This window comes from Luteolibacter arcticus (assembly GCF_025950235.1).
In the GTDB taxonomy this organism is placed as follows: domain Bacteria; phylum Verrucomicrobiota; class Verrucomicrobiia; order Verrucomicrobiales; family Akkermansiaceae; genus Haloferula; species Haloferula arctica.
Genome location: NZ_JAPDDT010000030.1, coordinates 19,299 through 39,832 on the forward strand (window position 1 = coordinate 19,299; position 20,534 = coordinate 39,832).

Below are 20,534 nucleotides of genomic sequence, written 5' to 3' on the forward strand. Positions count from 1 at the left end.
CGTGGCGGCTGACAAAGTGGTCCGCACTCACGCCCGTGCTTCGAGAGCCTCGAACACCGGGCTGGGGACGTATCTGCGGACCTGGTCTTCCCAGCCGACGGGGCCGACGAGTCCCATGACCATGCTGGAGGAAACTTCGGCCATGTCGCGCGGTGGCATGAGGAAGATGGTGGCGATGGCCGGGGCGAGGTCGGCATTCACGTAGCGCATGACGCGTTCATACTCGTAGTCGTTCGGGCCGCGGATCCCGCGGAGTATGAACTTGGCATCCTGCTCGCGCGCGTAGTTGACCAAGTAGCGGTTGTGGAAATGGGCGATGGTGAGACGCTCGCAAGATGGCACCGAGGCACGCAGCAGATCAAGGCGCTCCTCCACACTGAAGGTGTAGCTCTTCGATGGATTGCTGCCGATCGCCACGATCAGCCGGTCGAATAGCTCCAGCCCCCGCTGGATCATCCACAGGTGGCCGTTGGTCGGTGGGTCAAAGGAGCCGGCATACACCGCGGTGCGCATGCAGCGAGGGTGAAGCCCCGGGGAAAAGGTGCCAAGTGCCAAGAAAGGCAGTCGGCATCCAGCCTGTGAGCCGGAGAATCTAGTGAAACCCGACCGTTCCTTGATTCAGAGCTGCCAGCGACTCCCAAGCGAGAGAGGTAGCCAGCGTCGCTTCCAGATACTGCTTCGAGGCAGCGATCGCCTCATGGAGATCCTTGCCCAGCGCCAGATTCGCGGCGATCGCGGCGGACAGGGTGCAGCCGGTGCCGTGCGATGCCTCCGTGTCGATGCGGGCCGCACGAAACCACGTGGGAAGGTCGTTTTCCACCAGCAGGTCGGCGCATTCCGGCCCGCCGAGATGGCCTCCTTTCAGGAGAACCGCGCACCCGTGGCGAGCGGACAGTTCGTGCGCCGCCCGCATCATGGTTTCCTCGTCGCGGGCCGGCGCGCCCCACAAAACCTCCGCTTCATCCAGATTCGGCGTGATCACGGTCGCCAGCGGGAAAAGCCGCTCCTTGTAGGCGGCGATGGCATTCTCCTCCAACAGCGGGTCGCCGGTGGAGGCGATCATCACCGGATCGATCACCAGCGGGATCCCGCGATACTGCTGGAGGATCTCGGTGACGGCCACGATGTGGGCCTTCGAAAACAGCATCCCGGTCTTGATCGCGGCGACCGGGAAGGACTCCAGCAAGACGTGCAGTTGATCCTGTAGGATCGTCGGCGGCACGGCGTGGACCGAGCGTACGACCTTGGGCGTCTCCGCCACCACGCAGGTGACCGCCGTCAGACCGAAGATGCCGAAATGCTGGAAGGTCTTCAGGTCGGCCTGCAATCCCGCACCGGCGGAGCAGTCGGAACCGGCAATGGTCAGGGCGACGGGCGGAGAGGCATGCATTCCGGGAGACTAGGAAACTCTTCACCAAAGGTCAAAGCACGCCAATCGGGCATCGACAGCCCCGGCGGATCTGACGTCCCATCGCCCTGTCATGGACGAAAGTTCACCCTATCAGTCACCTGCCAGCTTCTCCCCGCCTGCCCTGCCTCAGGGACCGCCCCCTCAAGTGGTGAAGATTTTTGGCATCCTGCACCTCGTATTCGCCGGCCTCGGCATCATCCTCGGCATCTGGGGCTTCTTCTCGATGAAGTTCACCACGATGATCCAGGGGATGAGCCCGAATGACCCGTCGATGGTCGTGCAGAGGAAATACGCCGAGGACCTCTGGCCGGTCACCGTCATGAACAGCACCTTTCTCCTGGGCTTGGCCGCACTGCTGTTGGTGGCCGGGCTCAAGCTGGTCTACTCGAAGCCGGACGGAGTCATGTGGTCGAACCGCTACGCGTGGACATCCATCACCACGAAGATCATCTCGCTGGTGGTCGTTCTCACCTACGTGCTGCCGCTGAGTAACCGGATGATGGGCGAAATCGTCGGCAATACCCGCGGCCTGCCGGCAGGCGCGGCCGGCATGATGACGGGCATGATCAAGTCGATGACTTCGATCGCCACGATCGCCACCCCGGTCATCTCGTGCGTGTATCCATTGCTCGCACTCTACTTCCTCAGCCGCCCGGCGGTGAAAAACTGGGTGGCAAACGCCCGCTGAAGTCCGTCACACCCAGCCCGGCACCGTCAGCCGGAATTCCGGGATGCGGGTGAAAACCCACTCGCCATCTTCCGTCTCGCCGAAGAATGCGCCCTCCGCCGTCCCGTCGCCGCGGGTCACGTGGTAGCTGTTGTAGGAAAAATTCTCGCCCGGCTCGATCACCGGACTCTGGCCGACCACCCCGTCGCCCTCCACCACCGTCACTTCCCCATCGTCCTCGCGGACGATCCACTTACGGCCGCGGATGGTCACCTTCTCGCCGGACTCGTTCTTGATCGAAATGAAGTACACGAACGGATGCGGGCGCTCGTCCGGAGCGTCCAGGCTGGGCATGTAGATCACGTCATCCACCTTGACGCTCAGCCCGTCCAGTTTCCTCAGCATCGGGGTCATGTCCTGCGACTTTGAACGATTCGTGCCGGAGGTGCCAAGCGGCAAGCGAGGATTTTTCCGGCCTGAAAATGCCCGCCCGGCAGGGTTTGGAGCGCCCCCTGGAAGGGCCCGCGGCCATCTGCCACCCAAGACATGCCACGATTTTCTCGCAGGTTTTCCCGCCACCTGCTAGATCCCCCGAGGCCAAATCGCTGGGGTTCCCCTCCTTCCCATCTTCCCCCATGCCCCTCCCCCCTCCGTTCACGTCCATGAAGCCCGGTCCCCTGAGGAACCTCTACCTCGCCATCGCCGTCCTCGTCCTGCTCACGATTGTGATCAGCCCGGTCCTCACCGTCTGGACCATCCGCCGCGACGCCACCCGCATCGTCTCCGATTCCCTCCAGGGCCTCGCCACCAGCAGCCTCGCGACCATGCAGATGTCGGAAGGCTTCCTCGACACCACCCGTGCCGTCAGCGGCCACGGCATGACCGGCACGGATCTCGCCGCCAGCCTTGAGGCACGCAGTCGCGACACCGACGCACACTACGCCTCCCATCGCGAGACCCTCCAGACCGACAGGGAGCGCGCCGCCTTCGACCGGCTCACCGCCTGCAAGGACGACTATCGCGCCACCCGCAAGGCGGTGGTCGATCTCCTCATCGCCGGCAAGGCCCGGGAAGCCAGCAACCTCTTCGACTCCCAGTGCGTCCCGAAGTTCCAAACCTATGCCCACGCCCTCGGCGACGTCGTCGAGAACAACGCCGCGGAGGCCCGGGCAGGCGGCGCGGAAATCATCCGGCTTTGTCACGTCCTTCTTGTCGTGCAGGCGCTGCTGCTCGTCTTCTTCTTCGTCTACGGCTTCTTCGTCCCCCTGACCGCATTCCTCGAACGCCTCACGCGCAATCCGATCGTGGTCCGCAAGTAGCGTCTCCCCCTTTCCCCATCGCCTCCCTCCCCCTCTCTCCCCTCCATGGATCTCGCCGACGAATCGCCCCGCGGAGTCGCCGCCTACGACGTGGCCGATAGCGCCCGCGGCATGAGCGTGCTCAACGCCATGTACTATCTCTTCAAGCCCTTCCTTCCCCAGTCGGTGCGCTACAACATGCGAAGGCTGCGCGCCAACTACAAGCTGCAGACGGCGAAGGACTGGCCCATCATGCTCTCCGCGGGCGAGGCTCCCTTCGGCTGGCGTGGCTGGCCGGATGGCAAGCAGTTCGCCGTGGTCCTCACCCACGATGTCGAAGGCCCGGTCGGTCTGGAGCGCTGCCACCAACTCGCCGAGATCGAGCTCAAGCACGGCTTCCGCTCCTCCTTCAATCTCATCCCCGAAGGCGGCTACGAGGTCACCGCGGAATTCCGGAAGTCGATCACCGACATGGGCTTCGAGATCGGCGTCCACGACCTCCGCCACGATGGCTCCCTCTATCGCTCGCGGAAATCCTTCGACGAGTGCTCCGTCGCCATCAATACGCACCTCCGCGAGTGGCGCGCCGTCGGTTTCCGCGCCGGTTTCATGTTCCACAATCTCGAGTGGCTCAAGAATCTCGAGATCGACTACGACGCCTCCACCTTCGATACCGATCCCTTCGAACCGCAGCCCGACGGAGCGGGCACCATCTTCCCCTTCATCGTCAAAGGCCGCACTCCCGGGGAAAGCTACGTCGAGCTGCCCTACACGCTGCCTCAGGATGTCACGCTCTACCTGATCCTGCGCCAGCAGACGAATGTGATCTGGCGGGAGAAAACCGACTGGCTCGCCGAGCGCGGCGGCATGGTCCTCGCAAATGTCCATCCGGACTACATCGCCTTCGATGGCCGGAAGCCCACCATCAGCGAATTCGACTCCGCCCTCTACGAGGGCTACCTCTGCTACGTGAAGGAAAAATACGCCGGCCAATACTGGAACCCTCTTCCCCGCGAAATGAGCCAGTACATCGCCAGCACCAATCCGAACGTGCCGGGTTCCGCGGCCTGAGCTGCCCTCGCCTCACCGCTTGCCACCCGCGCGCCCGGCCCCTAGGGTTCGCGCCCCGTGACTCCGGAAGAACAGCTCAAAATCCTGACCGCCGGCACCGTGAAGGTGCTCTCGGAAAAGGAACTCCTCGAAAAGCTCCGCCTTGGTCGCCCGCTGCGGATCAAGCTCGGGCTCGATCCCACCTCGCCGGACATCCACCTCGGCCACACGGTGGTGTTCGAGAAGATGCGCCAGTTCCAGCAGCTCGGCCACCAGATCGTCATCATCATCGGTGACTTCACCGCCACCATCGGCGATCCTTCCGGCCGCTCCGCCACCCGCCCGCCGCTGTCCCGCGAGGACGTGCTGGTCAACGCCGAGACCTACACCACGCAGCTCTTCAAGCTGCTCGACAAGGACAAGACCGAGATCGTCCACAATGGCGACTGGTTCCGCAAGATGACCTTCGAGGACGTACTGCGCCTCAATGCCCGCGTCACCATGCAGCAGATGCTCCAGCGGGAAGACTTCAAGAACCGCATCGAGAAAGGCCAGGAAGTCCGGCTTCACGAGATCCAGTACCCCATCGTGCAGGGCTGGGATTCCGTGGAAGTCCGCGCCGATGTCGAACTCGGTGGCACCGACCAGCTCTTCAACCTGCTTGTCGGCCGCGACCTCCAGAAGGAAGAAGGCCAGCCGCAGCAGGTCGTCATCACCATGCCGTTGCTCGAAGGCCTCGACGGCGTGCGCAAGATGTCCAAGTCCTACGGCAACTACGTCGGCGTGGACGAGGCCCCGGGCGAGATGTTCGGCAAGCTGATGAGCGTGTCCGACGAACTGATGGCGCGCTACTACCAGCTCCTGTTAGGCGAGACGCTCGACCCTTCCGCGCACCCGATGGAAGCGAAGAAGTCGCTCGCGGAGAAGATCACCGCCCGTTACCACGGCACCGACGCTGGCACCACCGCCCGCGCCGATTGGGACACGCGCTTTTCGAAGAAGGACCTCGCCAGCGCCGAGCTTCCGGAAATCCCGCTCACGGAACTCCCCGCCGAACTGAACGTCCTCTCGCTGACCGCCCACGGTTTCAAGACCGCCTTCGGCCTGGAGAAATCCAACGGCGAACTGCGCAAGCAATTCATCACCTCCGGCTCCGTCCAGCTCAATGGTGAGAAGCTCACCGACCCCGCCGCCACCGTCTCACCTCAGCCCGGGGACGTGCTGAAGCTCTCGAAGAAGCACGCGGTGCGCTTCGTTTGAGGCTACTTGGAATGGCGTAGTTCAGGCGGATTTTGGTGCGAGCATGGATTCCGCCACTCGCGGTCGCGTCGCCATGCGCCCACGGGGAACGCGGAATTCATTCCGCCAGAATCCCCCCCGGGAGCGCCGGTCTTCAGACCGGCCGAATGGTCCCTCACTGCCTCGACCCATCCCCATCCTTCCGCACCATCTTCCACTTGGCCGATCCCTCCCAAGTAGGATGAATCGTCGACACCCTCGTCAGCCCCAAAGGGGCGCAATCCCTCAGCCCCGCCCAACGGCCGGGGTATACGCCATGCACATGATGGCGGCCTGAAGGGCCGCGAGACGGGTCAAGCCCGCACCGCCATAGCTCAGACCCTCCCCGGCGAGCCCTTGAGAATCCAACCCCCATTCTCACCGGGATTCTTCCTCCGCTCCCCTCGCAAATCATCGGAACAACCGATGTTTCCCGCGAGATTATGGATTGGTGAAACGGCCGCGTGTCATTCAACTTGTGTCGTCTCCGGCCTCCTGCCTGATAGACGCATCACTCCATGACCCCGCGGAACACGACTGAACCGGAACGTCCCTTCACGGGACGACTCGCGGAACCGCCGGCGTTTCACCACCAGTGGATGCTCGCGGGAAATCCGGCCCGCTTCTTCGAGCGGCTGATCCGGGAGCACGGCGACTTCATCCACTACCGCGGCGTCATCGGCTTCCACCTGATCAACCACCCCGCGTTGGTCCATCAGGTCCTGAAGAACACCCACCGCCACTACGACAAGAACAGCCACGTCTACAACCGCTTCCGGAATGCCTTCGGTGACGGCTTGGTCACCGCCGAGGGCGAAAGCTGGAAGCGCCAGCGCAAGCTCCTGCAGCCGATCTTCGGCCCGGCATCGATCCGGCGCTTCTTCGACCTGATGCGGGATTCCGCCACGGGTGCCACGGAACGCTGGTCCGGCCGCGCAGCGAATGGAGAAGTCTTCAACATCGCCCGGGACATGGAGCGCCTGACCCTCGAAGTCGCCGGCCGCGCGTTCTTCAGCCAGGCCTTCGATCGCACGGCGGACCGCATCGGCCGCTGGACCCTCGCCATCAACCGCTACTGCGCGATCCCGCCCCTCCCGGTGATCTCCGACCTCCGCTTCCCCACGCCCCTCAATCTCCGGCTGCGCCGCGTGCTCTCCGAATACCGCGAGTTCCTTCGCGACCTCATCCGCGAACGAATGACCGGCGACATGAAGGACGACCTGCTCGGCGTCCTGCTCACCACCAAGGACGAGGATACCGGCGAGGTAATGAGCGAGGACGAGATCGCCCAAGAAGTCCTGGGTATGATCATCGGCGGCCACGAATCCAGCTCCACCGCGCTGACCTGGATCTGGCATGAGCTCGATCGCCACCCGGGAGTCGAGCAACGATTGGTCGAGGAGATCCAAGCAGTCTGCGGCGACGAACCGCTCACCCTCGAGAAGATCCCGCAGCTCAAGTACGCCAACATGGTGATCCAGGAGACCTTGCGGCTTCATCCGCCCTTCTGGTTCGAAAACCGCAACACCATCTCCGACGTCGAGCTTGCCGGAGTCCACATCCCCCAGGGATCGATGGTCGTCTTCAGCCGTTACTCGCTGCAACGCCATCCGGATTTCTGGGACAGCCCGGACGAATTCCGCCCGGCCCGCTTCGATCCCGACCAACCGGAAAACCCCGAAAGCTCGCACGCTCACATCCCGTTTGGGAGCGGTCCGCGGGTCTGCATCGGCAGGCATTTCGCCATGATGGAACTGCTCGTCATCCTCACCACCGTCCTGCAACGGTACCGCGTGATCGTTGACTCCAGCGACCGCCACGAGATGGCCGCCCGCGTGACCATGGTGCCGAAGTACGGCCTCAAGGTCCGCCTCGAACCCCGCTCCTCCACTCCCGGCCGATGAAGGCGTTCCCTTTCCTCACCGACTACGTCAACGAGACCTTCACCAAGGAGAAGACCCGGTGGGACTACATCTTCCTGCGGCCGGTGCTCCAGGTGTTCTACTTCTTCCTGAGGATCGTGCTGTTCCCGCTGAAATACTTGATCCACCGGACGCCCTACGGCTTCGAGGGCCGCTGCATCGATGGCATCCTTGCCTTCGGGATGAAATATTTCGCGACCAACGAGGCAGTCGAAATGGTGGTCCGCCATGTCCAGATCGAGCCGCTGCTCTATCGCCACCTGCTTGCAGAGGACTCCCATGTGGAAGGGACCAAGCGGAAGTTCAATGGCATCGATGGCGACTACAATGTGGACAGCCTGCTCGAGATGGTTCGCAACAACCTGACCATCGGCCACGACGAACTCTCCTACGAGTTGGTGGACCGCTTCGACAAGAAGGCCTTCCTCGCCGACCTCGACCGCATCCGCCACCGCATGCCGGAGGACCACATGCTTTTCAGCAAGCGCGCGATGGACTCCACTCGCGAGCATTCATTTCAGCTCATCGGCATTACCAACGTCGTCATCATGATCGTCATCGTGATCACCCTGTTCGGAGATCTCCGGACCACCGTGAAGGCGCTCAACTCCTTCGACTCCGACGCCGTCCTGCTGTGGGCCATGAAGCACCTCTACGCCCGCGACCAATCGGTGCTGACGGACCTCGATTTCTACCTCCAAGTCGACAGCAACCGCGGGCACTACAACAGCAGCGTCTTCTTTTCCAATCCGAGCCAGTATCTCCACAGCCACATCGCCTTCGACGAATACGCCTATCAGGTCCTGCGGGAGCGCCCCCCGGTCGGCGGCCCGCAGATCGCCCTGTCATGAATTGCTACATCACCGGAACCGGATCCTTTCTCCCGGGCGAGCCCGTTGCCAACGCGGCCATCCCGGAATTCATCGGCGAGCTCGCGGACGAGGCCTCGGTCCGCCGGAAAATCCTGCGAATGAACGGGATAAAGTCACGCCACTACGCGCTCGATCGAGAACAGAACGCCACCCACGACGTCTATGAACTCGCGGCACTCGCCGCCAGCAATTGCCTCGATGGAAAAGCGGGCACCTTCTCCTACCTCTCGGCCGGCTCCACCAATACCCCGCTGGTCGGGCCGGGCCTATCGAGCCTTCTTCACGCCCGTCTCGCGCGTCACGGACTGATCGCAAATGAACTCGAGATCAACTCGAACTCAGGCATCTGCACGTCCTCCGCCCAGGCACTCGTCAATGCCTGCCGCGCCGTCTCCTCAGGCGATCACCACGACGCGCTCTGCATCGGCGTCGAGCAACCTTCCGACATCCTGAAGTCGAGCGTGATCCAGCCGCCCGACGACCGCGAGCTCCATCCGGACAGCCTAACAGAATCAAAGTGGTTCATGTCGGTCTTCCTGCGCTCGATGCTCTCCGATGGTGCCGGTGCCGCCATTATTCGCGACCGGCCCGCGACGGACGGGATTTCCTATCGCGTGAATTGGAGCTACTCGCGCTCGTTCGCTCATGAGACCCCACTTTGCATGAGCCTGGAAAGCCGCAGCCTGCTGCTCAGCCAGGACGTCGCGGTGCTCGCCCGGCACATGAAGCCCTGCGTGGACAAACTCATGCGCGGCGCGATGGCCCGCCACGATGAACGACTCTCGGACTACCATATCGTCCTGCCCCACCTCTCCTCGTTCTATTTCAAAAGCTACATGCTCGATGTGCTGACCGATCTCGGCGAGGGCGTCCCCATCAACTACTGGACGAATCTGGAAACCGCCGGCAACACCGGCGCCGCGAGCATCTTCATCATGCTGGATGAATACACCCGCCGCCATTCACCGGCACATGGCGAGAAGGTCCTGCTCTTCATCCCGGAGTCTGGGCAATTCAACTTCGTCGTTATCAGTCTCACCACCATTCACCATGGCTCCTAAACGACTGGCCATCATTGGTGCCGGCAGCAGCGGCTTGGTAACTCTGAAGCACGCGCTGGAGCGGCTGCCCGGCTGGGAAATCGTCTGCTTCGAGAAAGGCGGCACCACCGTGGGTCGCTGGGGAAATCCCTATCCCGGCTTCGTCTCCACCTCCACGAAGTACACCACCCAGTTCGCATGCCACCGAAAGTGGGACTCGCGGGCCGATCCGGCGCAACGGCAAGCCAAGGGCGACTTCTTCCAAGGCGACGAATACGGCCGCTACCTGCTAGACTTCGTCGCCACCCACAATCTCGCCCCGCACATTCATCTCCATACCACCATTCGCAAGATTTCGCGGGATCCGCAGGGCTGGCGATTGTGGCTCGACGATGGCTCGCCGCGTGAAGAGGTCTTCGACCGCCTCGTGATCTGCACCGGCCTCGCGGAAAATGTGCAGTCGATCGACGCGCCGATTCCCACCGTGACTCCATACGATCCGGTCCCAGCCAACAAGACGGTGGTGGTCTTCGGCGGTGGCGAATCCGCGGCAGACTTCGCCCATCGGCTCGCCGATCCGGCACTGGGTAACAAGGTCTTTCTGTCGCTGAAAAACGGCGTCCGCGTGAGCCCGCGCTACCACCCGATCCGCGGCGTGCCTTCGGACTTCCTCCGCAATCGCCTGCTGCTCTCGATCCATCCCGACCTGCGAAACGCGATCGGCCAGAAGTTCGTCGAAGCCCGCATCCGGCATCAGCAATGGTTCGAGCGCGTCTTCAAGTCATCGCCTCCCGGACCGGAACCAACCACCGGATTCATCGCGCGGCGCAAGTTCTGGGACGCGAAACTAACAGCCCGCGCCAAGGACGATCTCTTCAATGTCTTCCACACCAAGAGTGACGGCTTCCTCGACGATGTCGCTGACGGCCGCATCCAGATCATCGGCCCCCCTTGCGACGAAGGCCACCGCCGCTACCACGATTTCGACCGCACCTCGACCATCGACATCGAGCCCGACATGCTCTGCCCGATGATCGGCTTCCGCTCGGGCCTGGCCGAACTCTCCGGCGGCGAAATCCTGATCAGTGACTTCCACCTCGCATCCCTGCATGCCCGCCACGATGACCTGTTCCTCGTCGGGTTCGCACGGCCGATCATCGGCAACATCCCGACCATGAGCGAAATGCAGGCGAAGCTCGTAACCGGGATCCTCGCGGGCCGCTACGAGCGCCCGCCCAACCTCGCCACCCTCCAGGCCGAAGCCCGCGAGCGTCTGCTGCGGGACTTCCCCACCCTCAACACCGAGACCATCCACCCTGTGGAGATGTTCCCCTACTGCGACCAGCTCGCCCGGATGATGAGCAGCTATCCGGAGTTGCGGAAGGTCGGCTCGCTTCGCCGCTGGCTGAAAATCCAGCTCTCGCCCGCGTCCACACTCCATTATCTCGACGAAGACTACGACCCGCGACAAATGGATACCCAGGTGATCCACAGCCCGCGCGTCATCACGGTGCTGCTGTTCCTCATCAAGCTGCTGCTCGATCTTCCCTACCGGGCGCTGAGGGGCAAGGGCGTGCGGAAAAGCTCGCAAACTTCGCTTTCCTTGGCGGCCGAACCACCGTAGCTCCCGCCATGCCTGAACTGCCCATCCTCTACATCAAGCCCGGTTGCCCATGGTGCGATGACGTCGTCAACTACCTCGCCAAAAAGAAGATCCCCGTGAAGGTCATGGTCGTCTCCGGCAACCGCGAGGCGATGCAGGAAATGATCAACCTCTCCGGCCAATCGAAAGCGCCGACCATGGACTGGCACGGCGAGGTGCTCGCCGACTTCGGGGTGGAGGAACTGGTACCATTCCTCCGCGAGCAAGGAGCCATCTGATACTCCCCAGCGCTCTTTGAGCGGGGGAAAAGAAAAACCCGCTGGCCGAGTCTGGGGGGACTAAGGCAGCGGGTTTTCCCGTGGGGGGTCGGGGGGATTGTTTGCGTCCGGGGGGAGACGGCTTTTTTTGGGGGGCTTGCAAGTTTGGCCGGTGGGGGGAACGGCGTTGCTTACGTGGGTCATCATGTCCGATTTTCCCCCTCTTGCCATTACGCCATGACGTATGGACGCAAAAAAAGGACCACGGCCCCCAGCCGCGGTCCACTTTTCCCCGGAAGCGAATCCCCCCGTTTCTCAATCCTCCCGTCGCTCGAGGGCATAGGCGGTCATCACGCCTGCCACGATGGCCAAGCCGCAGAACGCCGGAGCTCCCAGTAGGAACGAGGACGCAGCGGCACCGGCGGAAACCAGCGCGCAGAACGTCCCGGCGAAATAAACCAGCAGCGGCATTCCGATGCCCCAGAAGATCGGGTTGCGACCGCAGAGCAGCGAGCCGGCGAGGCAAACCACGCCTGACATGATCATCGTGCCACCCGCCATGGTCAGCGAGCGGACAAACCAGTCGTCCTGATCGAACCAGACGCCCCCCGCCCCGCCAAAGATCAGGGAGGCGATGATGGCGATCACCGTGTTGATCACGCCTTCACGGGTTCCGGTCCACATTCCGGACCGTGGACCGCCGTCATGACGTTCGCGGCAGCGCTCGAGTTTGGCGGCTTGGGCCAGCTCATCGTCCGAATAACGGCCGTTTTCAACCGACTGCGGGAAAGGAGGGAGGGGGAGATTGGTGGTCATTTCCATCTCAATCGCAGCCCTCTCACCACGATTTTCAAAAAAACTAAATAATCCCGGTTTCCCGAAACTTCGGAATCTCCGAAGCTCGGCGAGAAATGACATTCATCCACCGTTGGCCGGACCTTGCAGCGGTCGCATGCCCCTCGCCTCTCAAGCCGCTTCCGGGCGACCGAAGATGCCGTCGATCAGGAAGGTGACCAGCACCCCGGCGGCAATCGCGACACCGAGGAACAACGGTGCTCCATAGAGCAACCCGAAGCTTCCCTCACGCCCGCTGACGAGCGCCACCAGCATCCCGGCGAGATAGACCATGACCGGCACGCCCATGCCCCAACGGATGGGATTCCGGCCAAACAGAAGGGATCCGGCAAGCGCCACGACGACGCCCATGGCTAGGGAACCGGTCGCAAGCTGGAGTCCGCGTAACAACAACGAAGCGTCGCTATTAGTGGTGAACCACGACCCGGCAGCGCCCCCGAAAAGCAAGGCCGCGCACAGGACAAACATGGTCCCCGACCAGCCGCATCCACATCCCAGCCAAGCCGGACGGTTGAATGACGCTGCGGTTTCCCCTTTGGTAATTTGAGATCCCCCGATCACGCCGATTAGAAAGCCGCAAGTTTTCTAACGGAGCAAGCTTAATTCTTCCGAACTTTTTAGAAAACCTTCCCATGTGCTCAGCTTTTGTAAAATCGGGCGTTCCACGGCCATGGAACGCCCGATCCTAACCGATAGGTTTTTGCTAGAACGCCGTTAGACGCTCAAGGAGCGGGGGTGATCTTCGCCCGCAGGAAACCCTTCGGCCCGCGAGGCGTCCCCCCTCCCACCGCGCCATCAAGACGGAAGGTGCGGTAGATCCAACCGGCATTGAGGTCAGGCATCACGGGATTGCCGGTCAAAGCCGGTGTCACCTCGCTGACATTCTGGTCGAAAACCGAAAGATCGTTGGACCCGGCGATCTCATAGGTCACCCCATCCGCGGCCACGGTGGCGACGGCCGGCGCGGTGCCCGTGAAGGCGGCATCCTGGCGCACCGGCAGGGTGATGACCAATGCCTGGTCCGCTCCGACGGTCTCGACGCGTCTGCGCACCTTCCCGTTTGGCGCTCCGCTCGCCGGATTCCCGTCCAAGGCGAACTCGTCGAGATTCGTCAGCCCGTCATGATCCGGATCGGCGGACTTTTCTGCATCCACCCCGATCAGCGAGGGAAACCCGGTCATCCAAGTGAGAAAGGGATCCGCCACTACCAGCAGGAAGCCAGTGCCGGTGATACGTGGGGTTTCGTGCTCCGCTCCGGAATCGATCGCTCCGTAAATCCCCTCTTCTTGCTCGTCTTCGCCTATCACCAGTCTGTTGATCGTGTCGGTGGACGAGTGGTCCAATTGCAGGAAGGCCCCCGCCGCGATCTCGACCGTCGAGTCATCGCCCAGACTCGCGGTTCCCAGGCTGAGGGTTCCAGCGGAGACGCGGGTGGTGCCGGTGTAAGTATTGGTCGCCTGCAGCGCCATGGTGCCAGCGCCGGACTTCGTCAGGCCACCGGTCGCGCTCGCGAAGTCGCCGGATTGATTGGTGAGCGGATTGGAGACGATCAGATCCGCCAGCTCATCGCCGGTTGCGTCGGCCACGTCGAAGACCGTGTCGGTGGAAAGGTGGTTGGCCTTGCCGGTGGGGCTCTGGATGATCGAGGGGGCGCTGCCGGTCACCGTCAAGTTGCCCTTGAACTGATAGCCCTGATAGGTGCCAGCATCGGAAGCCGACTGGGAAAGCACGCCGCCAACCAGCGACACCGGGCCGATCAGGTTGTAGCGGCTGGCATCGAGGAACCCGCCATTGAGGACGAGCGTCGGCAGCAGCGATGCATCGCCCTGTTGGTTGCCGAAGATGTTGTTGGTGCCCAGCATGACCACCGCTCCGCTTTCCACCGTGATCGTGCGGCCGGCGGTCTGGGCATTTCCGAAGTTGGTTGCGTTAGGCACCCCGTTGGCGAACGAACTGGCGGTCACCTGACCTTCCTGAACGCTGACGTTGCCGGTGAAGGTACCCGTGCCATTCAGCACCAGCGTGCCGCTGCCGGTTTTCACGAACGAAAGCGGCTCCCCGAAGGAACTCGCATTGAGCGCGCCACCGAAGGTGCTGCCGGTATCGTCGTCGAGCGTGAGCGTCGCGGCCTCAGGCGCCGTGTTGGTGATCACGCCACCCAGGCTACCGGCGAGTCCGCCGATGGTCGGGCTGAAGCCGTTCAAATCGATGGTCCCGCCGGCCACCGTGACGCTCGTGGTCGCCGGCCCGAGCGCCTGCGCGTTTCCTAACACCAGCGACCCCTGCTGCACCGCGGTGCCTCCGGTATGAACATTGGCGGCATTGAGCAGGGTCGTGCCGCTCCCGCCAGTCGTCAGCTTGCCACTTCCCGCGACCTGGGAATCCACCGTGAAGATCGAGCTGGCTTGATTCGCCCACAATTGGTTCGCGCCGAGGATGATCTGGCCGGTGGTATTGAGAATGGCCGGCCCGCTGTTTGCCTCCGAGAGAATGCCGTTCGCACCAAGCGTGAGATTGTGGGTGCCACCGACCTCGATCAGTCCGGAACCGGCGGTGAAGACCATTGCCAGCATGTTCTGGTCCGCGCCTAACACCGTGGTGAAGTTGTCCGCCTCGGCCGCGGTGAATGCGACGGTCTTGGAGCCGTCCGAGACGATCGGCCCGGCAGCCGTTGTGCCCTCGGGGTCGGTCGTCCAGTTGAGATCCGCCCAACTGGCACTGGTGCCGCCCTTCCAGAAGTAGTCGGCGATCGGTGGCTCCACGATCACCACGGTGGAGCGGAGGTTGTCGAGATGGAACACCGCGTTCGGCGAGTTGCTGCCGCCGTTGCCGTAGGTGAACTTCAGCACCAGTTTGCCCCACGTGCCATTCGCCAGTGCCTGGGCATTGCCCACGGTGACTGGCCAGGTGTAGGTCTGTGGTGCCCCACCCACCGGCACGGCGAATTCGCCGAGCGGCGTCCAGTTCACGCCGTCGCCCTGGATGATCAGCTCGACCTTCGCGTCGCCATACCACGAATTGTAGCCGGGATTCGGATAAGAGACGTCCAGCTTGATCTCGGTCGCTCCGGTGAAAAGCGCCTGGCGGGTAGCTGGATCCAGATCGATCTGCGTCGGGGTGGAATACCACATCCCGTGCCAGCCGCCAGCGACCCCCATCGGGGTGGAGACGGCGAGCGACTGGGTGCCTTCGGTCGCTCCCGTGGTCGTGGTAGAGACCACGGTCTCGTCGCCGGTCACTGCCGGATTGCCCGCGGACGACGACCAGCCCTCGGTTCCGGTTTCCCAGGAAAAGACGAGCCCGGCATGGCAAACTGGGACTAACACGAGGGCAGCGAAGCTGCTGAGATGGATTGGGGATTTCATGGCCTTGGGTTCTTTCGTCCCCTCCGGAATCTTGGATTTCCGGAGATAAGACGATGTTCCATCAAATCACCCGCCGCTCCTTTGCGTCCACGACGGCAAGGAGGGGTTTTCATCTCCCCCAAATGGGGGGATGGGAAATCAGAGGCGGATCAAGCCGCGCTGCAGCGACACCGACACCGCCTCGGCGCGATCATGCACGCCCAGCTTTTGGAACAGCGACTTCATGTGCGACTTCACCGTTTCCTCCGAGATGAACATCGCCGAGGCCATCTCCTTGTTTGTCCGCCCCCGCGACACGAGCCGCAGCACGTCGAGCTCGCGGGGTGTTAGATTCGGCCGGATCACGCGGTCGGCGAGTCGCGAGGCGATATTCTGCGGCAAATAGCGCTCGCCCTGGTGCACCTGCCGCACCGCCGCGACTAGCTCTTCCTTGGTCGTGTCCTTCAGCAGGTAACCGCGCGCACCGGCTTCCAGCGCTTGGAAAATGTCCTCTTCGTTGTCGTAGGTCGTGAGCACCAGCACTTTTGCCGCGGCATCGCGGGCGACCAATGCCTTGATCGTCTGCACGCCATCGCCATCGGGCATGCGCAGGTCCATGATGAAGACATCGGCCGCTTCCTTGGAAGCCATCACTTCCCTGCCGCTGCCGGCTTCCGCCACGACCTTCAGGTCGGGCTGGCTGTTGAGGATGGCCGCGAGCCCGGCGCGCAGCGAGGGGTGATCGTCGGCCAGGAAAATCCGGATGGGCTTCTTCATGTCGGGAGGGTTGCGGAGACTTCAGTGCCTTCCCCGGGGCGGCTGTCAATCGAAAGACTACCGCCCAGCGCCGCGACCCGCTCGTGCATGCCAGTCAGGCCATAGCCCTTTCCCACCCGCTCGGCGACATCGAAGCCGCGCCCGTCATCGAGCACCGTGAGGGTCACCCAGTCGCTGCCAAAGCGCAGCCGCACCACGATCCTGTTAGCCCCGGCATGGCGCGCCGCATTGGTCAGCGCCTCCTGCCCGATGCGTAGCAGGGCGCTCTCGTGGTCCGCCGGCAATGGGCGCGGGGTACCTTCAATCTCCTGATGGGTGGCGACCTTTCCCTCGCGGGTCAAATCGGCGGCGAAGCGTTGGAGCGCCGTCGCGAGATCCGCCTCGCCGAGTGCCAGCGGCCGCAAATTCCACACCGTTCGACGGGCCTCGCGCATGCTATCGCGGACCAGGCCACGGGCATTCTCGAGATGAAGCCGCGCCTTGTCAGGCTCCTCGACGATCTCGTCGCGCACGCACTCGAGCTGGAGCGAAATCGAGGTCAGCCCCTGTGCCAAAGAATCGTGGATCTCGCGGGCAAATCGGCCGCGCTCCGACAGCACCGCTTCGAACTCGCGACGCTGCGTTTCATGCTCCCGGCGGCGTTTGGTACGATTCCTGGCGTAGATCGCCAGCATCCCCGCGATGATCGCCGCCGCCGCCATGACGACCCGCTGAGTGGTCCACCACGGAGGCAGCGATAGCACCTCGACATCCGCCGGCGAGCGCAGCCTTACCAACAGCTTGTCCTCTTCCTGCAACGGCTCGAACGCGCCCGCCGAGGAGATCTGAGCGATCCCATTCACCCTCACCCGCGAGCCCGGTGCGAGTTCGGGAAAGGTCCCGTCATGCTCGCCTAACAGGCCCCGGAAGACCGTCGCGTTGTCGCGGAGTTCCAGCGTGGTGCCGTCTTCGCCACGGAAGACATCGAGCAGCTCGGCCTCCAGTGAAACGAACTCCGCCTGATGCCGCGCATGCAGCACCTCGCGGGCTTCGAACTTCAGCGGCTGCGGCATTTCACCGGTGCCGATGACCCGCGCTCCGCGGGCACGCAGGATCGGCTTCATCGGCCCGACCCGCGGCCAGCCTTCCGCCTCGACGATGCTGCCAGGCACCGCGGCCACCGGCTGCGCGGTCTGCACCCACAGGCCACCGCCATCGGTGCGGAGAAAAATCCCGCGGCCGGAAATCGCCAGCGTGGCGATGCCGCGAACCCTCACGAGTTCATCCGGCCCCTCCCCGGTGAAGCGGAACAGTTCATCCGCACGCACCAACCGCGGCTCTGACTGGTGATCGCTCGGCTCCAGCGGCACCACGTCATCGAGCGAGTTCACGCGCAGGAAGCGCCGCGTCATCTGGCGGCCGGTATTAAAGATCGTAGCCGCCACGCCACGGATCCGCACCCTGCTTTCCGCAAGATCCCACGGCACCGATTCCGGCGGCAGCGGCCCCTCTAACAGCGCATGGAAATCACAGGGCCCCGCCTGACATTCGAGCACGATGTCACCCTCGTTCATCAGCACCTCACGGACGAGCGCCTCCACCTCGATCCAATCGCAATCGAGATCAGGGCGGTCGAGTTCCTGGCCGCTCACCCGCCGCGGCTCGGGCAAGGGATCATGGCCGAGCACTTCAATGTGCGGGGCCTTTCCATCCGCGCCGCGGATCACCGGAGCGAAGAATCCCTGTCCGGTGATCCCCGTCACCTCGATCCGGTCACCCGTCACCGGCCACACGACCGCACCTTCGAAGGGCTGCTCCACGAAAATCCCCGCCGTGCCATCGTGCAGAAACAGCGCGATGCCCGCCTGATGCACAAACGGGGCGAAGCCACGGATCTTTACCGGCAATCCCGCCGCCGCAGCCTCCGGCGATAGCGAGCGCACCTCGGCCGCCGAGGTGATGACCGTCTCGGCAAGCACCACCGGTGACGCCACCAGCATCATCGCGATCACCATCAAGACGCTGGGGAAAACCTGCACGATCCCACAGACAGACCATCCCGCCGCATCGTGCAAGGCCGCGCTGAGACAACGGCTGTAACCTTTTCCCCGCCCCCGGCGTACTCCCGGTCAAACAGACTGCCATGAAAACCACCGTCCTTTTCCTCGCCGCCCTCGCCGCACCGCTTTTCGCCGGCGAAATGGTGCCGTCCCAGATCCCGGCCTCCGCCAAGTGGCTCCTCCATGCCGACCTCGATGCCATGCGCGGCAGCGAAACCGGCAAGAAGATCTTCACCCGCATCGAGGACGACCACGGCGCCAAGCTGCGCGCCTTCAAGCGCATGTTCTCGATCCATCCGCTCACCGACCTGCGCGGCGTCACGCTCTACGGCGATGGCAAGCCGGAGCACGCGGTCGCGCTGATCGACGGCACCTTCGACCGCGCCCACATGGAAGACGTCGTGAAGGCTGCCGATGACTATGAAGAAAGCTCCCACGCAGGCTTCACCGTCCATTCCTGGGAAGACAAGGGCACGGGGCAGCATGCCGCCTTCGCGAGCGATCAACTGCTCGTTTTCAGCCGCCAGAAGGATCTCCTGAAAGACGCGCTCGACGTGCTCAAAGCCAACGCACCGGCCTCCGCCGATCCATTTTTCACTGCGGAGGGCGGCAAGCCTCTGCTTGCTGCCAGTGCCAAGCTTTCGGAAATCGACATGCCCGCCGACGCCGCGCGGCTCGTCCGCATGGCCAAGAACCTGCGCCTCGCCGCCAATGAAAACGGCGGCCGTTTCCTGCTCCGTGCGAATGCCGATACGGCTGACGCCAAGGACGCCGAGCGCCTGCGCCGCATGCTAGACGGCGTGATCGCCTTCGCCCAGGCCGGCGATGCGAAGCTCGATGGCCTCGACCTGCGCGCCGACTTCTCCTCCGCCGCCACGCCGCCATCATTGTCCGGCGCACTCAGCCTGCCGGTCGCGGAATGGATCACGCTGATGGAGAAAGCCGCAGCGGAGGAAGCGAAGAAAAAGAAGAAAGACTGAACGACGGTCCTTTCCGGATTCCCTCCGATCGTCCACCTTGATCCGTCGTGAACCCGCCTCCCTGCCCCGATGACTCCCTGCTCGCGCGCCAGGCGCGGGAGGGATCTTCGGCCGCGTTCGGGACACTGGTACACCGCTATCACGCACGCGTCTTCGGGTTTCTCCTCACCCTGACCCGGCACCGCCAGGATGCAGAGGACATCACGCAGGACACCTTTGTTAGAGCGTGGACCAAGATCCACCGCTACGATCCGTCGCAGCCCTTGCTCCCGTGGCTGTTCACGCTGGCACGCCGCCAATCGATTGCCGCCTTGCGAAAGAAGCCCCGCCCGCTTCCGCCCGACCTGCCGTTTCCCGCAGAGTCCGAGCCGGAAAGTCCCGCACTACAGCTCTGGGCGATCGCCAAGCGCCAGCTTGCCCCCGAGGCCTACAGCGCGCTGTGGCTTCACTACCGTGAGGAACTCCCGCTCAAGGAAGTCGCCGGCATCCTCGGCAAACGCGAAGGCGCGGTGAAAGTCCTCCTCCACCGGGCTCGCAAGTCCCTCGCCGAAACCCTCCGCGCCAAGACACCCCCACCCCTTCCGCAACTTCAACGCACCCCATGAACCCGCGCGATCCCCATCACGAAATCGGCGACCTCCTCCGTTCGCAGAAGCCGGACCCGCAACCCTCGCCGGGCTTGGAGAGGCGGATCCTGCACGCCCTACCATCGCGGGAGAAAGCTGTCGCCCGCCGGATCTGGCCATGGTTCCTGCTGCCGCCTGCGGTCGCCATGGGCGTGCTCATCTTCTCGCCGAAAGCCAATTCACCCTCGGGAGTAGTCCAGCGCCCTGCGCCAGAAGCAAAGGAGAAAGACGACCGCCCCGAAACCACGGATGCCGTATTCTCGAAGAATCCGCTCGAACGCGAAACAGTCGCTTTGAAACGCGATGCAAGCCGCGCCGGGCGCTTCCTGATCGATTGCTTACCCTCGATGGGCGGAAACGAGTGATCCACTGGGAACGCGGAATTCATTCCGCCCGAGTGGTCCCTACCGGCGGAATAAATTCCAATGCCTTTAAGCATCTGTTAGATCGAGGGTGATCTTCTTCACCAGCGGGATCGAGGTCGGGTGGCGGATCTTCTTCCAGTTCTTCGTCGG

The 20,534-nt window shown here is 63.3% G+C and carries 20 protein-coding genes; 12 read left to right on the forward strand and 8 right to left on the reverse strand.

Annotation, left to right across the window (positions count from 1 at the left end):
* Window positions 1-27: 27 nt before the first annotated feature.
* Both coaD and thiD read right to left on the reverse strand, forming a co-directional pair.
* Window positions 28-513 (reverse strand): pantetheine-phosphate adenylyltransferase, encoded by a 486-nt coding sequence (gene coaD / locus OKA05_RS28825; RefSeq protein ID WP_264490694.1) that lies wholly within the window; start codon window positions 511-513, stop codon window positions 28-30.
* A 79-nt stretch (window positions 514-592) separates the two neighbouring features.
* On the reverse strand, window positions 593-1,390 hold the full coding sequence (gene thiD, locus OKA05_RS28830) for a bifunctional hydroxymethylpyrimidine kinase/phosphomethylpyrimidine kinase (RefSeq protein ID WP_264490695.1): 798 nt from the start codon (window positions 1,388-1,390) through the stop codon (window positions 593-595).
* A 91-nt stretch (window positions 1,391-1,481) separates the two neighbouring features.
* On the opposite strand from thiD, the gene OKA05_RS28835 reads away from it, so the two are divergent.
* A complete protein-coding gene (locus tag OKA05_RS28835) occupies window positions 1,482-2,099 on the forward strand; it encodes a hypothetical protein (protein ID WP_264490696.1) in 618 nt (205 codons plus the stop codon).
* A 6-nt stretch (window positions 2,100-2,105) separates the two neighbouring features.
* On the opposite strand, the gene OKA05_RS28840 is transcribed toward OKA05_RS28835, so the two are convergent.
* Entirely contained in the window at window positions 2,106-2,492 is a 387-nt protein-coding gene (locus OKA05_RS28840) for a Co(2+)/Mg(2+) efflux protein ApaG (RefSeq protein ID WP_264490697.1), read from the reverse strand.
* A 221-nt stretch (window positions 2,493-2,713) separates the two neighbouring features.
* On the opposite strand from OKA05_RS28840, the gene OKA05_RS28845 reads away from it, so the two are divergent.
* The 8 genes from OKA05_RS28845 to OKA05_RS28880 all read left to right on the forward strand — a co-directional run bounded on the left by OKA05_RS28845 (window position 2,714) and on the right by OKA05_RS28880 (window position 11,419).
* Complete coding sequence (locus tag OKA05_RS28845; RefSeq protein WP_264490698.1) at window positions 2,714-3,397, forward strand: MCP four helix bundle domain-containing protein; 684 nt, start codon at window positions 2,714-2,716, stop codon at window positions 3,395-3,397.
* Window positions 3,398-3,442: 45 nt separating this feature from the next.
* The gene (locus OKA05_RS28850; protein ID WP_264490699.1) at window positions 3,443-4,447 is read left to right on the forward strand and encodes a polysaccharide deacetylase family protein; all 1,005 of its coding nucleotides are present in this window, start codon (window positions 3,443-3,445) and stop codon (window positions 4,445-4,447) included.
* Window positions 4,448-4,504: 57 nt separating this feature from the next.
* Window positions 4,505-5,686, forward strand: a complete 1,182-nt coding sequence (gene tyrS / locus OKA05_RS28855; RefSeq protein ID WP_264490700.1) for a tyrosine--tRNA ligase — start codon at window positions 4,505-4,507, stop codon at window positions 5,684-5,686.
* Between the two features lie 536 nt (window positions 5,687-6,222).
* On the forward strand, window positions 6,223-7,608 hold the full coding sequence (locus tag OKA05_RS28860) for a cytochrome P450 (protein WP_264490701.1): 1,386 nt from the start codon (window positions 6,223-6,225) through the stop codon (window positions 7,606-7,608).
* Window positions 7,605-8,477 carry a DUF6999 family protein gene (locus tag OKA05_RS28865; protein WP_264490702.1) on the forward strand — a complete coding sequence of 291 codons (873 nt, stop codon included), beginning with the start codon at window positions 7,605-7,607 and terminating at the stop codon, window positions 8,475-8,477. The genes OKA05_RS28860 and OKA05_RS28865 overlap by 4 nt, the downstream gene beginning before the upstream one ends.
* Window positions 8,474-9,559, forward strand: a complete 1,086-nt coding sequence (locus OKA05_RS28870; RefSeq protein ID WP_264490703.1) for a hypothetical protein — start codon at window positions 8,474-8,476, stop codon at window positions 9,557-9,559. Before OKA05_RS28865 ends, OKA05_RS28870 begins: the two co-directional genes overlap by 4 nt.
* Complete coding sequence (locus tag OKA05_RS28875) at window positions 9,549-11,162, forward strand: FAD/NAD(P)-binding protein (RefSeq protein ID WP_264490704.1); 1,614 nt, start codon at window positions 9,549-9,551, stop codon at window positions 11,160-11,162. The genes OKA05_RS28870 and OKA05_RS28875 overlap by 11 nt, the downstream gene beginning before the upstream one ends.
* Before the next feature lie 8 nt (window positions 11,163-11,170).
* On the forward strand, window positions 11,171-11,419 hold the full coding sequence (locus tag OKA05_RS28880) for a glutaredoxin family protein (RefSeq protein WP_264490705.1): 249 nt from the start codon (window positions 11,171-11,173) through the stop codon (window positions 11,417-11,419).
* 294 nt (window positions 11,420-11,713) lie between these two features.
* On the opposite strand, the gene OKA05_RS28885 is transcribed toward OKA05_RS28880, so the two are convergent.
* The 5 genes from OKA05_RS28885 to OKA05_RS28905 form a co-directional block, all read right to left on the reverse strand.
* Window positions 11,714-12,214 (reverse strand): hypothetical protein, encoded by a 501-nt coding sequence (locus OKA05_RS28885; protein ID WP_264490706.1) that lies wholly within the window; start codon window positions 12,212-12,214, stop codon window positions 11,714-11,716.
* A 150-nt stretch (window positions 12,215-12,364) separates the two neighbouring features.
* Window positions 12,365-12,721, reverse strand: a complete 357-nt coding sequence (locus OKA05_RS28890; protein ID WP_264490707.1) for a hypothetical protein — start codon at window positions 12,719-12,721, stop codon at window positions 12,365-12,367.
* A gap of 254 nt (window positions 12,722-12,975) precedes the next feature.
* Window positions 12,976-15,618 carry an autotransporter-associated beta strand repeat-containing protein gene (locus OKA05_RS28895; protein WP_264490708.1) on the reverse strand — a complete coding sequence of 881 codons (2,643 nt, stop codon included), beginning with the start codon at window positions 15,616-15,618 and terminating at the stop codon, window positions 12,976-12,978.
* Between the two features lie 138 nt (window positions 15,619-15,756).
* On the reverse strand, window positions 15,757-16,374 hold the full coding sequence (locus OKA05_RS28900) for a response regulator (RefSeq protein WP_264490709.1): 618 nt from the start codon (window positions 16,372-16,374) through the stop codon (window positions 15,757-15,759).
* Entirely contained in the window at window positions 16,371-18,392 is a 2,022-nt protein-coding gene (locus OKA05_RS28905) for a sensor histidine kinase (protein WP_264490710.1), read from the reverse strand. The genes OKA05_RS28900 and OKA05_RS28905 overlap by 4 nt, the downstream gene beginning before the upstream one ends.
* Before the next feature lie 104 nt (window positions 18,393-18,496).
* On the opposite strand from OKA05_RS28905, the gene OKA05_RS28910 reads away from it, so the two are divergent.
* From OKA05_RS28910 to OKA05_RS28920, 3 genes are read left to right on the forward strand one after another with little or no spacing between them, the layout of a single operon-like run.
* Window positions 18,497-19,393 (forward strand): hypothetical protein, encoded by an 897-nt coding sequence (locus OKA05_RS28910; RefSeq protein ID WP_264490711.1) that lies wholly within the window; start codon window positions 18,497-18,499, stop codon window positions 19,391-19,393.
* 47 nt (window positions 19,394-19,440) lie between these two features.
* Entirely contained in the window at window positions 19,441-19,998 is a 558-nt protein-coding gene (locus OKA05_RS28915; protein WP_264490712.1) for an RNA polymerase sigma factor, read from the forward strand.
* A complete protein-coding gene (locus OKA05_RS28920) occupies window positions 19,995-20,384 on the forward strand; it encodes a hypothetical protein (protein ID WP_264490713.1) in 390 nt (129 codons plus the stop codon). Before OKA05_RS28915 ends, OKA05_RS28920 begins: the two co-directional genes overlap by 4 nt.
* The last annotated feature ends 150 nt before the right edge of the window (window positions 20,385-20,534 follow it).

Bases quoted from the DNA above. Each gene is read 5' to 3' on its own strand.
- OKA05_RS28875 (WP_264490704.1), top strand. From the start codon at position 9,549: ATGGCTCCTAAACGACTGGCCATCATTGGTGCCGGCAGCAGCGGCTTG.
- OKA05_RS28840 (WP_264490697.1), bottom strand. From the start codon at position 2,492: ATGACCCCGATGCTGAGGAAACTGGACGGGCTGAGCGTCAAGGTGGAT.
- OKA05_RS28900 (WP_264490709.1), bottom strand. From the start codon at position 16,374: ATGAAGAAGCCCATCCGGATTTTCCTGGCCGACGATCACCCCTCGCTG.
- OKA05_RS28860 (WP_264490701.1), top strand. From the start codon at position 6,223: ATGACCCCGCGGAACACGACTGAACCGGAACGTCCCTTCACGGGACGA.
- OKA05_RS28845 (WP_264490698.1), top strand. From the start codon at position 2,714: ATGCCCCTCCCCCCTCCGTTCACGTCCATGAAGCCCGGTCCCCTGAGG.
- OKA05_RS28850 (WP_264490699.1), top strand. From the start codon at position 3,443: ATGGATCTCGCCGACGAATCGCCCCGCGGAGTCGCCGCCTACGACGTG.
- OKA05_RS28885 (WP_264490706.1), bottom strand. From the start codon at position 12,214: ATGACCACCAATCTCCCCCTCCCTCCTTTCCCGCAGTCGGTTGAAAAC.
- OKA05_RS28870 (WP_264490703.1), top strand. From the start codon at position 8,474: ATGAATTGCTACATCACCGGAACCGGATCCTTTCTCCCGGGCGAGCCC.
- coaD (WP_264490694.1), bottom strand. From the start codon at position 513: ATGCGCACCGCGGTGTATGCCGGCTCCTTTGACCCACCGACCAACGGC.
- OKA05_RS28920 (WP_264490713.1), top strand. From the start codon at position 19,995: ATGAACCCGCGCGATCCCCATCACGAAATCGGCGACCTCCTCCGTTCG.
- OKA05_RS28835 (WP_264490696.1), top strand. From the start codon at position 1,482: ATGGACGAAAGTTCACCCTATCAGTCACCTGCCAGCTTCTCCCCGCCT.
- OKA05_RS28910 (WP_264490711.1), top strand. From the start codon at position 18,497: ATGAAAACCACCGTCCTTTTCCTCGCCGCCCTCGCCGCACCGCTTTTC.
- OKA05_RS28890 (WP_264490707.1), bottom strand. From the start codon at position 12,721: ATGTTTGTCCTGTGCGCGGCCTTGCTTTTCGGGGGCGCTGCCGGGTCG.
- OKA05_RS28880 (WP_264490705.1), top strand. From the start codon at position 11,171: ATGCCTGAACTGCCCATCCTCTACATCAAGCCCGGTTGCCCATGGTGC.
- thiD (WP_264490695.1), bottom strand. From the start codon at position 1,390: ATGCATGCCTCTCCGCCCGTCGCCCTGACCATTGCCGGTTCCGACTGC.
- OKA05_RS28865 (WP_264490702.1), top strand. From the start codon at position 7,605: ATGAAGGCGTTCCCTTTCCTCACCGACTACGTCAACGAGACCTTCACC.
- OKA05_RS28895 (WP_264490708.1), bottom strand. From the start codon at position 15,618: ATGAAATCCCCAATCCATCTCAGCAGCTTCGCTGCCCTCGTGTTAGTC.